Origin of the sequence: Acinetobacter sp. R933-2, assembly GCF_030325485.1 — a bacterium.
Classification (GTDB): domain Bacteria; phylum Pseudomonadota; class Gammaproteobacteria; order Pseudomonadales; family Moraxellaceae; genus Acinetobacter; species Acinetobacter sichuanensis.
The window spans coordinates 1-18,851 of sequence record NZ_JACAIJ010000021.1 but is presented as its reverse complement, the minus strand read 5'-3'; the positions used below and the strand labels follow the sequence as shown (position 1 = coordinate 18,851).

General features: G+C 35.4%; 11 protein-coding genes and 4 pseudogenes. 14 read left to right on the top strand and 1 reads right to left on the bottom strand.

Annotated features, from left to right (window positions below; translation table 11 throughout):
- Positions 1-5: 5 nt before the first annotated feature.
- Positions 6-2,226, bottom strand: a pseudogene (locus HX005_RS17705) (TonB-dependent receptor).
- Positions 2,227-2,550: 324 nt separating this feature from the next.
- On the opposite strand from HX005_RS17705, the gene HX005_RS17700 reads away from it, so the two are divergent.
- The 14 genes and pseudogenes from HX005_RS17700 to HX005_RS17630 all read left to right on the top strand — a co-directional run bounded on the left by HX005_RS17700 (position 2,551) and on the right by HX005_RS17630 (position 18,247).
- On the top strand, positions 2,551-4,326 hold the full coding sequence (locus tag HX005_RS17700; protein ID WP_286378356.1) for an IucA/IucC family protein: 1,776 nt from the start codon (positions 2,551-2,553) through the stop codon (positions 4,324-4,326).
- Positions 4,319-5,521 (top strand): type III PLP-dependent enzyme, encoded by a 1,203-nt coding sequence (locus tag HX005_RS17695; RefSeq protein ID WP_286378355.1) that lies wholly within the window; start codon positions 4,319-4,321, stop codon positions 5,519-5,521. Before HX005_RS17700 ends, HX005_RS17695 begins: the two co-directional genes overlap by 8 nt.
- Positions 5,518-6,957 (top strand): annotated as a pseudogene (locus HX005_RS19650) (DHA2 family efflux MFS transporter permease subunit). The gene HX005_RS17695 and the pseudogene HX005_RS19650 overlap by 4 nt, the downstream one beginning before the upstream one ends.
- Before the next feature lie 23 nt (positions 6,958-6,980).
- Positions 6,981-8,873, top strand: coding sequence for an IucA/IucC family protein (locus HX005_RS17680; protein ID WP_286378352.1), 1,893 nt, complete (start codon positions 6,981-6,983; stop codon positions 8,871-8,873).
- Positions 8,867-9,673: an HpcH/HpaI aldolase family protein gene (locus HX005_RS17675; RefSeq protein ID WP_286378351.1), complete on the top strand. Its 807-nt coding sequence runs from the start codon at positions 8,867-8,869 to the stop codon at positions 9,671-9,673. The genes HX005_RS17680 and HX005_RS17675 overlap by 7 nt, the downstream gene beginning before the upstream one ends.
- 11 nt (positions 9,674-9,684) lie before the next feature.
- Positions 9,685-11,148 (top strand): IucA/IucC family protein, encoded by a 1,464-nt coding sequence (locus HX005_RS17670; protein WP_286378350.1) that lies wholly within the window; start codon positions 9,685-9,687, stop codon positions 11,146-11,148.
- Between the two features lie 176 nt (positions 11,149-11,324).
- Positions 11,325-11,615: a hypothetical protein gene (locus tag HX005_RS17665; RefSeq protein ID WP_286378382.1), complete on the top strand. Its 291-nt coding sequence runs from the start codon at positions 11,325-11,327 to the stop codon at positions 11,613-11,615.
- A 104-nt stretch (positions 11,616-11,719) separates the two neighbouring features.
- Positions 11,720-12,559, top strand: a complete 840-nt coding sequence (locus HX005_RS17660) for an ABC transporter substrate-binding protein (protein ID WP_286378349.1) — start codon at positions 11,720-11,722, stop codon at positions 12,557-12,559.
- 54 nt (positions 12,560-12,613) lie between these two features.
- Positions 12,614-13,651, top strand: a complete 1,038-nt coding sequence (locus tag HX005_RS17655) for a FecCD family ABC transporter permease (protein WP_286378348.1) — start codon at positions 12,614-12,616, stop codon at positions 13,649-13,651.
- Positions 13,644-14,675 (top strand): FecCD family ABC transporter permease, encoded by a 1,032-nt coding sequence (locus tag HX005_RS17650; protein WP_286378347.1) that lies wholly within the window; start codon positions 13,644-13,646, stop codon positions 14,673-14,675. The genes HX005_RS17655 and HX005_RS17650 overlap by 8 nt, the downstream gene beginning before the upstream one ends.
- A gap of 11 nt (positions 14,676-14,686) precedes the next feature.
- Positions 14,687-15,523 carry an ABC transporter ATP-binding protein gene (locus tag HX005_RS17645; protein WP_286378346.1) on the top strand — a complete coding sequence of 279 codons (837 nt, stop codon included), beginning with the start codon at positions 14,687-14,689 and terminating at the stop codon, positions 15,521-15,523.
- 5 nt (positions 15,524-15,528) lie between these two features.
- Complete coding sequence (locus HX005_RS17640) at positions 15,529-16,317, top strand: (2Fe-2S)-binding protein (protein ID WP_286378345.1); 789 nt, start codon at positions 15,529-15,531, stop codon at positions 16,315-16,317.
- 10 nt (positions 16,318-16,327) lie between these two features.
- Positions 16,328-16,615: pseudogene (locus tag HX005_RS17635) on the top strand (IS5/IS1182 family transposase); the annotation flags it as partial.
- 500 nt (positions 16,616-17,115) lie between these two features.
- A pseudogene (locus tag HX005_RS17630) lies at positions 17,116-18,247 on the top strand (IS3 family transposase).
- Positions 18,248-18,851 lie beyond the last annotated feature (604 nt).

Below are 18,851 nucleotides of genomic sequence, written 5' to 3'. Positions count from 1 at the left end.
TTACACTACCACTTATGACTATATGCGACTTTTAAAGTGATACCAGAAGCCAATAAATGACTCATATTGTTATTACTACGCAATAATTGGCTATATAAAGGATAATACTTTCTGTTGAAAATATTTTCTAAACCAATACTGACATTATTCTTAGCATTCACATCAAAACTACTCATTAAATCAACGGTTGTATATGTTTTTGCATCATATCGACCAAAGCTTTCTTTTCCATCTAAACGATAATCCTGAGAACCCCAATAAGTGGCTTGTAAACGATTAGTCCACGTATCTGATGGATTATAAGAAATATAAGATGTCAGTTTTAATGGTGGAATACGATACCCCGTCATTCTTTGATCTTTACTTTGTCCTTGCGGTGTTTCACGTCCCTTCATCCATGTCGCGCTACCACCCAATCCCCAAATTCCGTCCTGATCTAGATAGTCAAAAGTAGCTTCAACCCCTGTCACTTCTTCTTTTGTTCGCGCAAGGCTAAGACCATTATTAAATGACTGCACTGCGCCTAAATCTGAAGTTGAGTAGAACACCGCTAAGCTCGATGAAATACGATCGAAATCACCATTCCAACCAAGTTCATAGTTATCAACTTTAACGGGTTCTAAAAATGAAGAACCTAAATCAAATCCAGTATTTGCATTACGAATCACTAAACCAACATCTGGGAGTTGAAAGCCCTGACTAAAAGAGCCATAAATCGAATGTTTTTTTACAGGGCTAAAAGTGATGCTCGCATTGTATAACCATGCATCTGCTTTAACTTTACCCCCCTTTACTGTATATGGGTTTGGTTTGTTGGCTTGTGTTAGTGGAATGAAATCATCGACCTCTGCAAAGCTATCTTCATAACGAGTACCTACTTCAGCAGACCATTGATCATTAAAACGATGTTTTAATTGTGCAAAGACACCCATACTTTGTGTTGTAAGCTCTGGCAGGTAGATGAGATTGCCATTTTTGACAAATGCTAATCCGCCAGATTGATCATAAATTGCAGGATCAAAGGTATCTAAAGGCATTTTACTTTGTTCACGGATAAAATCCCCTCCCCATACTAATGAGCTATCACCTAAAAAAATGAAGAGGTGTATTAAATGTAAAACGACTACCAAAGACATCATTCTCTTGATATCCCTGATTAATGGTATTGGCACGGTTTGCTTGATTCCTACCATCTGTTGGGTTAAAGCGCGTATAAAAGTCACGGTAATAAATCTGAGAGTCGAACTTACTTCCTAGAAAATCTTTATTTTTATAAGTCAAATTATAGACCTGACTTTCATTTTGGTTCTGGTCTACCAACTTTAAACCTTTTATCGCTTTCGCTGGTACACTACCAGCTGGTAGCTTTGCTACACTTGGATCAGCAGCATATTTTGAGTCTTGGTCAGCGGTATAATAATTTGCGGATAGTTGAATATATTGATGATCATCAATATGATAGCCTAATTTTCCGCCAATACTATAAGCGTCAGAGTCAAATAAATCACCTTGACTAGGCTCTGGTGCGATACGATCACCACTTGCATCATAAGAGCTACCTGTACGTTTATATCCAAAATCTAAGGCATAATCCCAATCATTTAAACTTCCAGAAAAATACTGATGTATATCAGCACTTAAAGCGTCATGGCTAAAATTAGTTAATGGTGTTTGAAAGCCTACAACGGTTTTTGCTTCAGGTTCTCCCCCTGCTTTCTTGGTCGTGATTGAAATGATACCACCCGTTGCACCACCACCATAAATTGCATTACTTCCGCGAATAACTTCAATATTCTGAATACTTTCTGGATCAATACCAGAGAGCCCTCTAGAGGTTTCTCGACTTAAATTAAGAGGAATGCCATCAACTAAAATCAGTGCATTGCGACCACGTAAAGTTTGTCCAAAATCAGTGATTGTACGGCTCGAATCTGCAAGACCAGGGACTGTTTTAGCCAAAACCGTTGCAATATTTCCTGCTGAGCTTTGCTTTAAAAGCTCCAACTGTTTTTCATCTATTTTTGTTGTTTGTTTAGAATTTTCTTGTACACCATCAGCACGTGATGCTGTGAATGTCATTGTTTCTAACTGTTGTATCGTACTTTTTGATGGTAGAGTTTGATCTGCATTTTCAGCAAAACTTGAATTAGAAATGAAAATTGCCCCTGTTGTTGCCAGTATTGGGAAAAAATTTTTAGGTGCAAATATTGAAGGTGGCTTTTTCATAAATTATAAATGGTAATAATAATTGTTATCAACATAATTCCTGTTTGGTTTTTAGTCAATTATTTTTTATTACTAAATAATGCAATCTTATTCAAAAATAGCTACATTTTTTATTAAGAAAATAAAATATTTTTTATATTCAATACTTTAAATAAAACATCATAATTCATCCCTAATTCTTAGACGCTTTTGGTAATAAAAAATATTTTTTCATTATTAAATTGTATTTAATTGTAAGTATTAATATTAATAATAATGAAAATCATTACTATTAATTTAAATTTAAAAATCCTATAAATCTAATTCCTAAAAAGGCTCTTTTATATGCTGCAGTTAAATTACTCGTTTAAATCTAATTTGGTTTGCAATCTTGCAGCTAGCCACACCTTACTTAATTGTTTGGTTAAAGAATTTGCTTTGCCAATGGGACTATGTTCATACGAATGGCCATCCGATATATCAGGCATTCCTATTGGCGTTTTTTTCAATGGAAAACTTATCGAAGGCATACCTCTTCACATTCATATGCCTAACGAACAAGAATTTTTTATATTAGTTGACAGAAAAGATTGTTTAGGAGCGCAATATTATTTATCTGATATTTATACACGGAAGTTAGAAGACAAATGGCAGTATTTGGATTTTGAGGAGTTTGTGAATCTATTATTAGAATCTTGTAGTGCGATTACTGGATATCATAATAAAGAGTTAATTGAACAAATTTATGCGAGTAGAATATTAAAAAAACAAATCCATCACTTTGCACAACAACAAGATCAAAACCCCCTAGAAACTTATGCACGAAGTGAACAAGCCCTTTGGTTTGGGCATCCAACCCATCCTGCGCCAAAGGCACGTTTATGGTCTACACAGCAACAAAATAATTTTTCACCTGAATTTGCTATACCAAATGCATTATATAAATTTGAAGTCCCTAAAAATGGGCTGTTGCTTCGGGTGAATGGTCAGTTGACTGATACAGAAATATTACAAGAAATAGCAGATCAACCTGAAAATCCAGATAAGGTCATAATTTGTCTACATCCCGTACAAGCGCAGTTATTTCTACAGGATGAAAGAGTTCAATCTTATATCAAAAAAGGGATAATTACAGATTTAGGCTGTGTGGGTGAAAAATTTGTCCCTACCGCCTCAATTCGTACTTGGTTCTCTTCGAAGCATAATTTTTTCATTAAAGGTTCTTTACATGTCCGCATAACAAACTGCGTGCGGAAAAATGCATGGTATGAATTAGAAAGCACTTTGTTAATTGATAAAATATTCAAAAAATTGCTTAGCTCTCAGGCTGAAACATTCACTAGTTTTCAGCCTGTTGCAGAACCCGCTGTATTGAGTTGGGCTCCTATTGATGTATCTCCAGAAGACCAACTGTGGTTCCAAGAACAAACAGGAACAATTTTTAGAGAAAATTTTTGTAAAACAGAAGGTGATAACAATTGTTTATTAGCGGGAACGGTTTTTGGTCGCTCATATGACTTAATTCCTAATATTATCGATTTCCTCCGCACTCACTTAAATCAAGATTTGCAAGATCAAGACCTATTAAATTGGTTTAAGCAATATCAATCATTATTATTAAATCCTGTCTTAAGTCTATTTTATCAATATGGCATTGTCATGGAACCTCATTTACAAAATAGTGTTTTGGTTCATCAGAATTCGATTCCTATGAAAGTTTTACTGCGAGATTTTGAAGGTGTCAAACTCACTTCGGATGTAGGAATACTTTTAATTCAAGAGGAAGAAATTCATCCACGTGTCAAACAATCTGTTGAATATTCAAGAGAAAAAGGTTGGAAGCGGATTAGTTACTGTTTATTTGTAAATCATTTATCAGAAGCTATTTTAGCTTTGACTTGGCAACGTCCTGCACTTGCCGTGCAGATGTGGCAATTCGTGCATGACGAACTTGAAAAATTTCGCAATTCGATTTCAGTCCCAACACCAGAGATTGATGCACTTTTAGCAGGTGCTCCGATTCATTGTAAAACTAATTTTAAAGTACGTTTGGCTGGAAATGCAGATCGCGATGCGGGCTATGTTCAACTTGCATCACCTTGGAGTAGTGCGAATGTTTAATATTCCTGAACACATACAAGCTACGGCACTACTTTTTCAAACTCAACAACCTGATCCTATATCTCTATTTATTTATGATCTAGAAGCACTACAGCAACATGTCCAGAACCTTGTCGATAATTTACCACCTCGAATTTCTCTTTATTATGCAATTAAAGCCAATAGTGAAGTAGATATTTTAAATACAATTGCTCCCTTAGTGGATGGTTTTGAAATTTCATCTGGCGGAGAAATTGCAAAGATTGAGCAATGTAAATATAAAAAACCATTTGTTTTTTCAGGACCGGGTAAATTAGATTCAGATTTGAAGGCAGCTATAGCAAACAATGTCGAATTTATTCATGTCGAAAGTCTAAATGAAATTAAAAAAATTAATCAAATTGCTGCAACACAGAACAAGCAACAAGATATTTTGATCAGAATTAACCCTCATTTACCCAGTCATTTACTCACAAAATTATCAATGGCAGGCACTGCTACTCCTTTTGGCATTGATGAGCAAGATCTTCATCTAGCGATTTCATTAGTTGAACAAAGTCCAAACTTACGTTTGTGTGGCTTTCATGTACATGCCATGTCTCATCAAACACAAGTAAATCAGCATTTAGAACTAATGCAGTGGTATTTAAAGCAATGGCAGCTATGGAAAAGTTGGGCAAAATATCCCGCATCGCTTCAATATTTTAATGTTGGCGGAGGTATCGGAGTAAATTATTTAAGCCCCTTGCAATTTGACTGGCAAGATTTTTGTAATCGCTTGAATCAGCTACAGTCTAAATTTGATGATATGCCGTTATTACGTTTTGAAATGGGACGCTTTATTTCTGCATTTTGTGGTTACTATGTCATAGAAGTACTTGATATTAAAAGAAGTCATAAAAAAAACTTCTTAGTTTGTAGAGGTGGTACGCATCAGTTTCGATTGCCTGCAGCCCAAGCACATGCTCACCCCATCATGCATTTTCCTAAAGCTGAATTAGATCACAAAATATCTAACGAAATATATGACATTGTTGGGCAATTGTGCACTCCCAAAGATGTGCTTAGTCGTGACCAAAAACTAAATAATATCAAAATTGGTGATTTACTCTATTTACCTCTTGCGGGTGCTTATGGTTATAACATTTCTCATGCTGATTTTCTCTGTCATCCGCGACCAGAACAACTTTTCGTTCATCGTTCATTAAACATATGAAAATTGAAAATAATCCAACAGAGAAAAAAGTCGTTTTTACGATTTTACTCGGTGCAATCACTGTTAGTCTAAATAATAGTGCACTCAATCCAGCTTTGCCTGAGTTCATGCAGATTTTCCAGATTGGACCTGTATTAGCAAGCTGGATTCTGTCTGCATTTATGTTGGCAATGTGTCTAACTTTGCCTGTTACAGGTTATTTAAGTCATAGCCTCGGGAAACGCCGTATTTATCTGATTGGTCTCGCTCTTTTTATTTTGGGCTCCTTTTTAGGAAGTATTGCTCACAATATTTATCTCGTGATTTTTGCACGAAGTATACAAGGTATAGCAAGTGGACTTATCCTGCCACTTTCGCTTCCTTTTATTTTTTCAGTTACACAAACACAAAAACGTGGACGTATCACCAGCTTATGGGCATCCGTTGTTATGTTTTCGTTGGCGATTGGTCCTTTTCTTGGTGCAATTATTTTATCTCTAAGTAGTTGGGAAATGTTATTTCTCATTAATGTTCCTCTATCTTTAATTGCTTTTAGTCTTGCTACCAAAAATTTGCCTAAAGACGAAGCAACAAATAGAAATAACGCTTTCGATTGGATCGGTTTTTCTTTAATTAGCTTTGGATTGGGATATTTAATTTGGACATGTCACCAACTAAAGTCATGGCAAGAGATGATGTCGAATTCAAATCTACTTGCTTTGGTTCTCGCATTTGGTTGCCTTCTATTTTTTATTTTCTACTAATTAAAAAGTAAATCTCCACTTTTAAATTTGCGTCTATTTCAGTGCCGCAATTATTCACTTAGCGTCATAATTACCATGATTCAAACCGTTGCAATGTTTGAATGCTTAGTACTTTTACCCTTATTGATTCAGAAGGTTTTTAACCTTAATTCTATTTGGACAGGAATTGCCTTATTCACAACCGCTTTATCTGCCAGTCTCAGTTTAAATCTTGCAGCTAAGTTTTTGGACTTACAGAGTCCCCGTAATATTGTCATGTTTGGACTTATATTATCAGCAATTGCAATCTTTTCACTTGGACAACTATCAACTCATCCAAACAATATGCTATGGCTGATTCTTTTGATGATTTTAAGAGGGATTGGCATTGGGTTTTCAATAACTCCCGTGACTACAGCAGGTCTTCATCATATTGAGCAACGACATCTTGTAGAAGCCACAGCAATGCACGATTTAATCCGACGGATCGCATCATCTATAGCAATCATATTTGTAGCGATCTATCTTGAAGTCCGCAGTGCATCTTTTGTACAGCAAGGATTTCCACAACTTTTATCATTGCATCTATCTATTAATGAAGTTTTTTTCGTAACAAGTGGCTTAATTGTGATGACCATCCCCTGTGCATATTTATTGACTTCAAAAAAACAGCAACATTTTTCTAAGTTTTCCACTGAACATCATCATTCATAAACAAATTAGATAAGGATTAGCTCATGAATTCATTAAATTACCATACTCCTGTCATCACCCCAAATATAGAGCAACATAATACTTGGCTAACACCATTACACCTGAATATCTTTGAAAAAGTTGAACAACGTGTTATACGCCAACTAATACAAACCATGCTGTTTGAACACATCTTCGAGTTTGAGCAAGATGTGCTTACAGACCAAAAGACATTATTTACCATCCATGTCAAAATGCAAGATACTCAGGACATACGTTATGAATGTATTGGTAAAATTTATCAAAGTTTTGACTTAATTCGTTTAGATAAAAATAATGTAGTTCAACGTGTTACTGAAGAAAGTCGTGAAAATGCGACGTTTCAACAAATTGTTGAAGAGTTAATTTTACCTCTACCGAACACCATTCATCTAGACTCATTTATTGATGAGTTAGAACAAACATTACTTAAAGATGCTCAAGCCCGTAGTCTATGCGGTCAACACATTTTATCTTCATCAGAACGTCAATATGATGCGCTTGAAAGCTATTTGCTCGATGCACATACTTACCATCCTTGCTATAAGTCCCGTATAGGTTTTAATTTACAGGATAATTTTCGTTTTTCTCCTGAATTTAAACAAGATATTCAACTAATTTGGTTAGCTGTTGTTAAATCTGAAATCGGCTTAAATGTATCTAAAAAGCTAAATTATGTGGAATTTATTCAACAACAAATCGGTCATGAGCAATACCAAAGCTTTCAAAATATGTTGATGCTGCAAGGTAAAGCAGCCAATGACTATTGGATTTTGCCTGTTCATCCTTGGCAATGGGACAATGAAATTAGTTCACTTTTTATGTTGCAGATTGCACAACAAAAAATGATCTTATTGGGTAAATCGTCTGAATGTTACCGTGCTCAGCAATCTATTCGCTCCTTAGCAAATTTCACTGATCCTAATAAACCCTATGTCAAACTCGCTTTAGGGATTACCAACACATCCAGTAAACGTACTTTATCACGTCATACTGTAATGAATGCACCACTTATCAGTGATTGGTTACAGTATTTAATCGAATCAGACCCGACTGCTCAACACTTAGATTTTGTGATTTTGAATGAAAATGTAGGTGTTGGTTATGCTGATGAATCATTGCCGCCATCAACACAGCAAAAATGTTATGGAGCATTGGGCGTTATTTGGCGTGAAAGTATTCATCCCTATTTACGTGAAGATGAAGAGGCTTTTCCATTAAATGGTTTTAGTTACTTAGAACCCAATCAACAACCGATTATTTCGGGTTGGGTTGAACAATACGGTTTAGAAGCATGGCTTAAACAATTGATTCGAGTGACAACACTGCCTGTCATCCATATGCTCTTTGCTGAGGGTATAGGCATGGAATCTCATGCTCAAAATATTATTTTAATACATAAAAATGGATGGCCTGTTCGCGTAGCACTAAAGGATTTCCATGATGGTATACGTTATTCTGTCCAACATTTGGCAAGAGCTGAGCTTGCCCCTCAACTCATTTCTATGCCTGAACATCACGCCAAAAAAAATGATAACTCGCATGTCATCACAACTGATCCAAATGCTGTGCGAGACATCACATGCGACTGTTTCTTTTTTATTTGCTTAGCTGACTTCGCAATTTTTCTTTATCAACAATACCACTATTCCGAACAGAGTTTCTGGAAATTGGTTGCTGATTGTATTCATGATTATCAACACCAACACCCTCAACATCAGACAAGGTTCAAATTATTTGATGTATTTACCGCACAAATTCAAGTTGAAGAATTAACCAAACTGCGTCTCTTTGGCGATGCACAACCACGTTTTAAATATGTGAATAATCCTTTAGCCGCTTTTGCCCAAACTCATCAGACACCAAATAATGCATTAAAAGAGATAAAAACATGCTGAAAGAAAATACTTTGCTCAAAAAGATCACGCAGAAACAAGCTGTTTTCGGATTGTTTTGCTCAATTCCTTCACCTTCAGCGATCAAAATCATTGGTGAAGCAGGTTTCGATTTTGTAATTATTGATACTGAACATGTCATGATCAATCCTGAGACATTAGAAAATATGATTCGTGCAGCTGAAGGTTTCGACTTGACACCATTAGTCCGTGTGTCTGATTTTAATTCAAAAATGATGTTGAAGATTTTAGATGCTGGCGCACAAGGCATTGTACTGCCTATGGTTGAATATGGGGAGCAAGTACAACAATGTATAGAAGCCTGTAAATATTACCCAGAAGGTAAACGTAGTTTAAATGCAGGTCGACCAGGAGCTTTTGGTCGCTCTTATGCCTTTGGTGAGCGAGGTCTTGTAGATTATATGGCTTTTGCGAATCAGCAAATCATGGTTATTCCTATGATTGAAAGTCAACTTGGTGTCGCCAATATCCAAAGCATTGCATCTGTAGAAGGCATTAGTTTTGTCCTTGAAGGTGCTGCAGATCTCTCTCAATCATTAGGAGTGCCATGGCAAATCGAAAATAAAGTTGTACAACACGCTTTATTACATGTTGTTGATACCTGTAAAGCACTCAACGTTCCTTATTCCGCAATTCCAAGACAAGCTTCAGAACAACAATATTGGGTAAATTTAGGGATCAATATTTTTGTTTTAGGAGATGAGCGTGGAATTGCGTTCCGAGCTTTATCAAGTCGCTTAACCCAAGCACAAAGTGAAATTTTTGTTGAGCTTCAAGTATAAGGAATTATAGTGTGAATACTCATCCAAATTTATTTAAACAAGCAACTATTTCGGTTATGCAAGATCTCGTCGATGGTTTATTGGTCGAAGAATTTTTTGGCGATATTTCTGAACAGTTATATGGTCTTGAACAATGGGACAAATTGATACAGATTACACCACATCTAACGAGCGCTCGTCTATTTCCAAATTTAGAGACTGAAGCGAAAATTTGGCAGCTCAGTATCCCGAATGAAAACCTTTATATTCTTATAGCATTGATACCAGCTTTAACTCAAACATGGCAAAAGGTGAGCAACACGCCTGTTTATGCTGTTCATTCATTTGAAAAAGAATCATCCAATCAAATCGTGATTCTAGATCCTGTAACATTTATGCGCTATGCAGCAGAAAAATATTATCCAAATAAACCTAAAGCAATGCATAAATTTTTAGATTTATTACAAGAAAATATTAAACAGCTTGAATGGTCGCAAAATTATCAGATCAACCATCAAAAACTTTTTTCAAAAAGCCCTGCTGAATTTTTTCAATGCATGGAACAGTGGGCTTCTTTACGAGACAGACCATATCATCCTCTTGCAAAAGCAAAAATAGGATTGAATCAACAAGATTATTGTCAATATATGGCTGAATTTTCAAAGAAAATTCCACTCTTCTGGATTGCAGTTAATCAAGATTATTTGATGCTTGGTCATGGTGTTAAAGATATTTCCAAACAGCATCCTTTACATTACTTTTTAAACTCACATGAGCAAGTTGAACTTCTCGCTGAACTTGAAAAATTGAATGTTCTAGATAGCCATATTGCACTTCCTGTTCACCCATGGCAATTTGACCGAGTTATACAAAAATTCCTACCCGATACATTTATCCAAAAAACATGTATTGCTTTAAAATTTCAATCTTCACCTTTCAACGCAACGTCTTCATTGCGTTCCTTAGCACCTGATTCAGAAAGTCCATTTTACTTAAAATTACCTATGGACATCTATTCTTTATGTTCTGCACGTTATTTGCCAGCAATTAAAATGATTAATGGACAAAAAAGTCAACAACTTTTGCAAGATGCACTTTCTAAAGATCCTGAATTACAAGATAAGCTCTGGTTATGTGATGAAGCGATTTGGTGGGCGTATTTGCCAGAAAATATTCATGATTATCATCCTGACAATGAAATATTATATGCTCAAGAGCCTCGGCATTTATCAGCAATGCTTAGGCACTATCCAAATGAACTATTGGAAAATTCGCAATTCAAGCTGATTCCTATGGCAACTTTGGGTACTGTCATACCAAATAGCGCTCATCATTTTTTTGATGATTGGATGCAATATCGTCAACTACCAACAAATCACTCATCTGTAAGACTTTTATTTAAAGAGTTATGTGTTTGCTTTTACAACGTAAATTTAAGATTATTTAAATTAGGAATGGTTGGAGAAATGCATGGACAAAATGCTGTATTTGTCTGAAAAGATGGGCATGCCCAAGGCATTTTAATGCGTGATCATGATGCATTACGCGTATGTGTGCCATTACTTGAAAAAAATGGTCTATATGATCCTAAATACAGTATTAAAAAGGTTATCCAAATACTTTATACAATCAACAACCTGAAGATTTATTTTTCTTTTTTCAAACACTCGGAATTCAAGTTAATCTACGTGCCATTATTGAGACATTAGCACAAATTTATCAGATACCGCCTGCCATTTTATGGCAAGACATGAGTACAAGTATAAAACAGGTAATTAAAGAAATTGAACTTGATTACGCTATGAAAATACTCCTTAATAAACTACTTTTTACAGAAGAATGCTGGCCATTTAAAATGCTTCTTACGCCAATGTTTGAGCATGATGACGATGATCCAGGCAGCATGCCATTCGGTAAAGGGCAAATACCGAATCCTTTTTTACAATACCATAAATTTTTATAGATCTAATTATAATGCTATTCATAATATCAGCTCGTAAAGTTTTGACCAGAAAGCATCGTATTATTGATTTTCTCTATGCTATTTTTCTGCTATTCACTTTATTAATGAACGATGTGCGTGCTGATACAGTGCCTAGTCGAACCATCCACCACGCTATGGGGAAAACCACGATCTATGGTCAACCAATACGCGTGGTCAGTTTAATGCAGGGAGCCACCGATACTTTAGTGGCACTAGGAATTAAACCTATTGGAGCTGTTGAATCTTGGTCTGAAAAACCGATGTACCAATATTTACGCCCACATTTACCACAATTGCATTATGTCGGTTTAGAGACACAACCTAGCTTAGAAGATATCGCGCGTTTAAAACCTGACTTAATTATTGCATCAAAATTTCGCAATGAAAAAACCTATAGAATTCTGTCACAGATTGCTCCTACTGTGATGCTTACAGAAGTATATGAATTTAAAGATACTTTAAAAATTGTAGGTCAAGCAGTTGGCAAAGAACCACAAGCCAATATGCTGTTACAACAATGGAATCAGCGCATTAAAAACACGCAATCTCAACTTAAACATCGCTATGCAGAGCATTGGCCACAACAAGTATCTTTACTTGAAATCCGAGATGATCATTTAAGAGCATATTCTCCACATAGTTTTTCAGGTCAAATTTTATCCGAACTTGGTTTTAGTTGGTCTAAGGTTTCCTCAAAGCAACAATGGGCTTTGCAAAAGCTAACAAGTAAAGAAAGTATTCCTTTACTGGATGCCGATATTTTTTTTATTTTTATGCGAAATAGCCCAACGACGAAACAAAATTTTACAACTTGGCAATCACATGCTTTATGGAAACAATTAAGAGCATCACAAAAAAAAACAGATTTATTTTGTGAATACAGTGAATTGGAATTTAACAGGAGGTATTTTAGGCGCCAATAGAGTTTTAGATGAAATTAATCAGATTTTTAAAATTGAGGAAGTCAAAAAATAAATATGAAACCTCTATTCAAAATTTGTGTTGCTAACAGTCTTAACCATGATTTCAAACCTATTTTTGCATTAATTATAGGTGTTTTATTATTATTTTTTTTCTCAATTTTGAGTCTATCAATTGGTCATGAATTTATTCAGCCAAATATTGTGTTAGATTCATTTCAGCATTATGACCCTACAAACTTACAACACATTTTAGTTCAAACAACACGTATATCGAGAACAGTACTTGCACTCATTATTGGCGCCTGTTTAGCCGTAGCAGGTGCGCTCATGCAAGCATTAACACGCAACACTCTTGCATCGCCTAGCTTATTTGGCATTAATTCTGGAGCAATGTTTAGTATTGTCATTTTTTCAAGTTTTATTAGCCTGTCTAGAATTCAAGATTATATGTATCTGGCAATGCTTGGTGCCACCATTGCTGGTTGTCTTGTTTATTTTCTAGGTACTGCAAAGAATGGACAATTACATACATTAAAATTTGTTTTGGCTGGTGCCGCTATTTCGGCACTGTTTACAGCTTTAACACAAGCTATGTTAGTCATAGACCAAGAAAGTTTAGACAGTATTTTATTTTGGCTAGCAGGCTCGATTTCAGACCGTCAATTAAATGTTGTTGCACCTATCTTCCCCTTTTTATGCCTAGGTTTAGTGCTGAGCTTAGTCCTTGCTTTACCAATCAACATCTTGATGGCGGGTGAGGAAATCGCAAAAAGTCTTGGGCAAAGAACGGTCTTATTACAAATTACAATGGGACTCATCATCATTTTACTGGCAGGGGGTGCTGTTGCCATAGCGGGTAGTATCGCCTTTGTTGGATTAATCGTTCCGCATATCGTCAGACTTATTGTTTCAAAGCATTATCAATGGTTACTCCCAGGTTGTATTATTTATGGAGCACTATTGCTTGTAATCTCTGATCTCATTGCTCGAATCCTTATTTTTCCACAAGAAATACCTATTGGCGTGATGACTGCTTTATTAGGTGGTCCTGTGTTTATTTACTTAATTAGACAAGGAATGCGAAATGGCTAAAACGTTAAACTTACGTTTTGGTAAGTTTTCACGCCTCATCCACATTAAAACCTTTTGGGTGATTTGTTGTTTATTCATTCTGACGATTATACATAGTCTGATTTCATTATCGCTAGGAAAAGTTTTTATTCCCTTTGACCAAATTTTGAAAGAGCTTTTCACTACAACGCAAAGTGAATATACATTCATTATAGAGTCTTTGAGATTACCTCGTATTGTGTTGGCATTTTTGGTCGGTATGGCTTTAGGACTCTCTGGCTTAATTCTACAAAATATTGTGAGAAATCCATTAGCTTCGCCTGATATTTTAGGTGTGACCTCTGGCGCATCAGTTTCAGTTGTCATTTTTATGACCTTTTTGAGCGCACAGTTAAGTCTACATTGGTTACCTTTATTTGCCATTTTGGGTGCATGGTGTGCGGCATTACTCATTTATTTATTATCTTGGAAAAGTGGTACTACAAGCATACGCTTAGTGTTGATGGGGATTGGGATCTCTACTATTTTAGGTGCTATTACGACTTTAACACTTGTTTTAGGTCCATTAAATACAACGCTATCAACTTTTGTATGGTTGACTGGTAGTGTCTACGGTGCTTTATGGCAAGACATTGCGCATTTGAGTATTTGGCTTATCCTTATTATTCCACTGCTCATCTTTTTCTCTAGACATCTTAACCCACATGAACTCGAAGATAGCATTTTGGTCGGTTTAGGATTAAATCCTGAACCTAATCGGATGTGTTTACTTTTTATTGCTGTTGCACTTGCTGCTGTCGCAATTGCTTATGCAGGTGCGATTGCTTTTGTTGGACTCATCGCACCTCATATTGCCCGTATGTTTGTACCCAGATCTTTTGGTGGCTTAGCATGGGTAAGCGGCTTGGTTGGCGCAAATTTAGTGATGTTAGCAGACTTGATTGGGCGAACTGTTTTTTTACCTTTGGATTTACCCGCAGGCATTTTTATTGCTGTATTTGGCACCCCATTTTTTATTTACTTGCTACTCAAACAACGTTTTTAAGGAATAGTCCAATGTATCCTTTGCAAAGTAATATGCTGACTCTTGCTTATGAAAATCATAATATCATTGAAGATTTAGATCTAAATATTCCTCTCTATTCAATCACTGTTTTAGTGGGGAGCAATGGCTGTGGAAAAAGTACATTATTAAAATCTTTTGCACGCTTATTACGACCTAAACAAGGGGCAATCTTATTAAATGGAAAAGATATTCACCAGCAAGCAACGGCGCTTGTCGCAAAAAAATTGTCTATTTTACCGCAATCTCCTGTCGTTCCTGAAGGATTAACGGTTTATCAATTGGTGAGAATGGGGCGCTACCCACACCAAAATTGGTTAAAACAATGGTCAAGAGAAGACGAATTGAAAGTGAATGAAGCACTCGAACAAACACAATTACTTGCATTAAGAGATCGAGCAGTTGATTCATTATCAGGTGGTCAACGACAAAGGGCGTGGATTGCAATGACTCTAGCACAGGATACAGATATATTATTATTAGATGAACCAACAACTTATTTAGATTTAGCACATCAAATTGATATTTTAGATTTATTATTTGATCTCAATAAAAAACATAAGAAAACCATCATCATGGTTTTACATGACCTAAATTTAGCATGTCGTTATGCAGATCATATGATCGCAGTCGCTCAAAAAACGGTTTATGCGCAAGGTCGTCCTACTGAAATTTTGGATGCTAAAACCGTTAAAGATGTATTTGGTTTAAATTGTTTGATCACAGAAGATCCGCTGTTTGGTACACCATTGTGTATTCCTTATGGTAAAGGTCAGCAACAAATCAAAAAAAATATTTTATCTAACTTACCCAGTGATGAGAAAGGCTGATGCATATGCATACCGCATTATTTACGGGTGAAGAATGGGATGTATTATCCAAAAACTTAGGATTGATTCATTCAAATCAGCGTAATCTAGCAACAACTTTACACATTCAAGATTTAATCATAGATCCGTTACAGTGTGAGAACTTGCTCATTGAGTTAACACCCATTATCCATTCTCCATCCATAAAAGTAACGGCTTCTTTGCTCAGTAAGCGGATTGCTTTTTTGACGACAGCCTCTTGCTTGTATGCAATGACTATATTTGATAAGGGCTTAAATTTCTCTGCCAACAATTGTTACTTAGATTACAATTTTAATCATCGCTTATGGCAGTCAAAAATGCCGCTCTCTGATTTAACATATATATGTGCCCCATCTGATGATAGAGATGAATGGCGAAGAAATATAATTCGACAATTATTTGCAGAAAATTTAACAAAATTGTGGCAAGCTTTTGTCAATATAAGCAAGGTTAATTCTAGAATTTTATGGGAAAATACAGCAGTCCGAGTATATCTATTATATGAAAAAAGAATGCAGAATGTTCAATGCCTTCATGTAAAACAACGTATTATAAATGATTTTAATTTTTTATTAGACCCTAAAAATTTTGACCTTTTTAACATGGGCTATAACCCACTTACACGTTTCAATCATACAAAGACTTATATTGACAGCTTAGATGCAGAGATCAGATTTCGAAAAAGTTGTTGCTTTTATTATCAAGCTTCGGATCCAATTGAATACTGTAGTACCTGTCCCCTATTACATCCAAGGCTTAAGCGTAAAAGATAATAACTAAATTATCCATCATAGAATAAAAGTTGGCTGTTCTTGACGTGATTTTCCAAAAGAACTTGGCTCATATAATTCAATATTTAGAAAAAACAATCGATGATCTAAAAATAATAAGTTGATGAAAATATTTAAATTAATATCTTCTACTGCGGATATGGAATGAGTTTTTATTGATGATAGCCATGTTTAGGCACATCAACATTCTTCTGGAATAAAAGGTCAGGATATTTCTAAAAGTTTTGGTGGAAATAGTTCTAAAATTCATCTGACTGCTGATACAGATTTAAATTATATCTCAATATCTAATTCTATTCGCCCATTACATAAATTTTCATGAAGTGACTAACTATGCATGAAATTTTTATTATAGCGAAATTTACAGATATAGTATGATGCGTAAGTTACGCATCATATAAAATTATAAGTATTTGTTTTATATTTATATAAATTAAGGTGTTTAGCTTTAATTAACCATTATAGTTACCATTCATCTTTACTTTATTCCGCAACTCAATTTTCTGTTATTTAGGATTAAAAAGACTGTTGATGTAGAATTAAGAGCGCTTACCAACCGTATGATTGGCTTAAAACACATCAGCTAAAAGTGCCACCTAGTTCGCCTAACGCAAAAGTAATCAATTACAGGCAAATATTGGATTACTTTAAATCGTTATTAGTAATCTGTTCATTTGTATGAGAAGCACTACAGAGGTGGATCAGGAAATTTGAACAACACCTATAAGTGATATTTTGCTCCCCAAATGATGTTATAAACATCGATATAAGGAGTATTTTATGGCACGTAGACCAAGAAGAAATCATTCAAATGATTTTAAAGCTAAGGTAGCACTTGCTGTGATTAAAGCAGAAAAAACACTTGCTGAATTGAGTGCTGAATTTGATGTTCATCAAAACCAAATTATCGACTGGAAAAATCAATTGATTTCGGCTTCCTCGCAAGCCTTCGATCAATCAAAAGCTCCAGCAGAACCACCCATTGATCTAAAAAAACTACATGCAAAAATCGGTGAGCAGGCATTAGAAATTGATTTTTTAGAAGGTGTGTTGAAGAAACTGGGCCGCTTCAACCACAAAAGTTAATCGACGACTCACTTCAGATTTCAGTATCTAAGCAAGCTAAGCTACTGAAAGTCTCCCGTGGTTGTTATTACTATTGCCCAAAACCTGTGAGTGCATCAGATCTGAAGCTGATGCGCTGTATTGATGAATTACATATGCAATACCCTTTTGCAGGTAGCCGTATGATGCGTGATTTATTGAACCGTCAAGGACATCATATAGGACGACGTCATACACGTACTTTAATGAAAAAAATGGGCATTAATGCGTTATATCGTAAACCAAATCTAAGTCAGGTCAATCAAGCTCACCGTAAATATCCATATCTGCTCAAAGGATTGAATATTCAACGGAGTAATCAAGTATGGGCAACGGATATAACATATATCCCTATGGCAAAGGCTTTGTCTACTTATGTGCTGTGATTGATTGGTACAGCCGTAAGGTGCTTGCCCATAGCGTATCGATTAGTATGGAGGTTGCATTTTGTATAGAAACATTAAATGAAGCTATTGAAAAATATGGTCGACCTGAAATCTTTAATACAGACCAAGGCAGTCAATTTACCAGTGATGCGTTTATTGAAGTGTTAAAATCAAATGACATCCAAATCAGCATGGACGGTAAAGGTCGTTGGGTCGATAATGTGATGATTGAACGATTATGGCGGAGCGTTAAATATGAGGAGGTTTATCTCAAAGCCTACAGCAATGTTTTGGATGCGAAGAAGCAATTAAACGCATATTTTGAATTTTATAATTTGAAACGACCTCATTCGAGTCTGGACAAAATGACTCCAGATGAGTTTTACTATGACCAGCTACCACAACAAAATAAGGTAGCTTAACTAGAGCAGAATATCACTTATAAATAAGCTTTTAGTTGTTCAAACAAGTGGGACCACCTCTGTTTGCCTGAGATCTAAATCGGGATAATGCTACACCAGCATGAAAAAATCGTGGCTTGTTCTTCTAGATTAGACAAGCATAAAACTATTGCTTAGCAGTAGAAATATGAAATGGAATATGGCCTAAGTCGGCATGAAAAAATTGAACCACCAGAACAGGTGTAATCATCTGCTCAACAAAGAGCATTAACAAATGAAATTAGGCTCGATCCCTTAAGGACGAGCCTTACTCTAGATATTTATAAAAAACTCTATAATCAATTAAGAGTTTTACTTATTTTCTTAATCTAAGGTAGTATCTTATTGAAGTATATTATGAATATGATTAATTAAATCTTGATTCAATCTTTTAATATCTTCAATCTTAATTTCATTGTTCTTTCTATGATTGAATACCCAATTAATGAAATCATCGGATTCTTCATAAAATTCTTTATCTGTAATATCATATTTAAAATTTAGAGGTATGATGTGTGCTGATAAAAACGGAGACTTTAACTTGGTAAACTAAACATACTCATCAGGAGTTTACCATGAGCAAAAA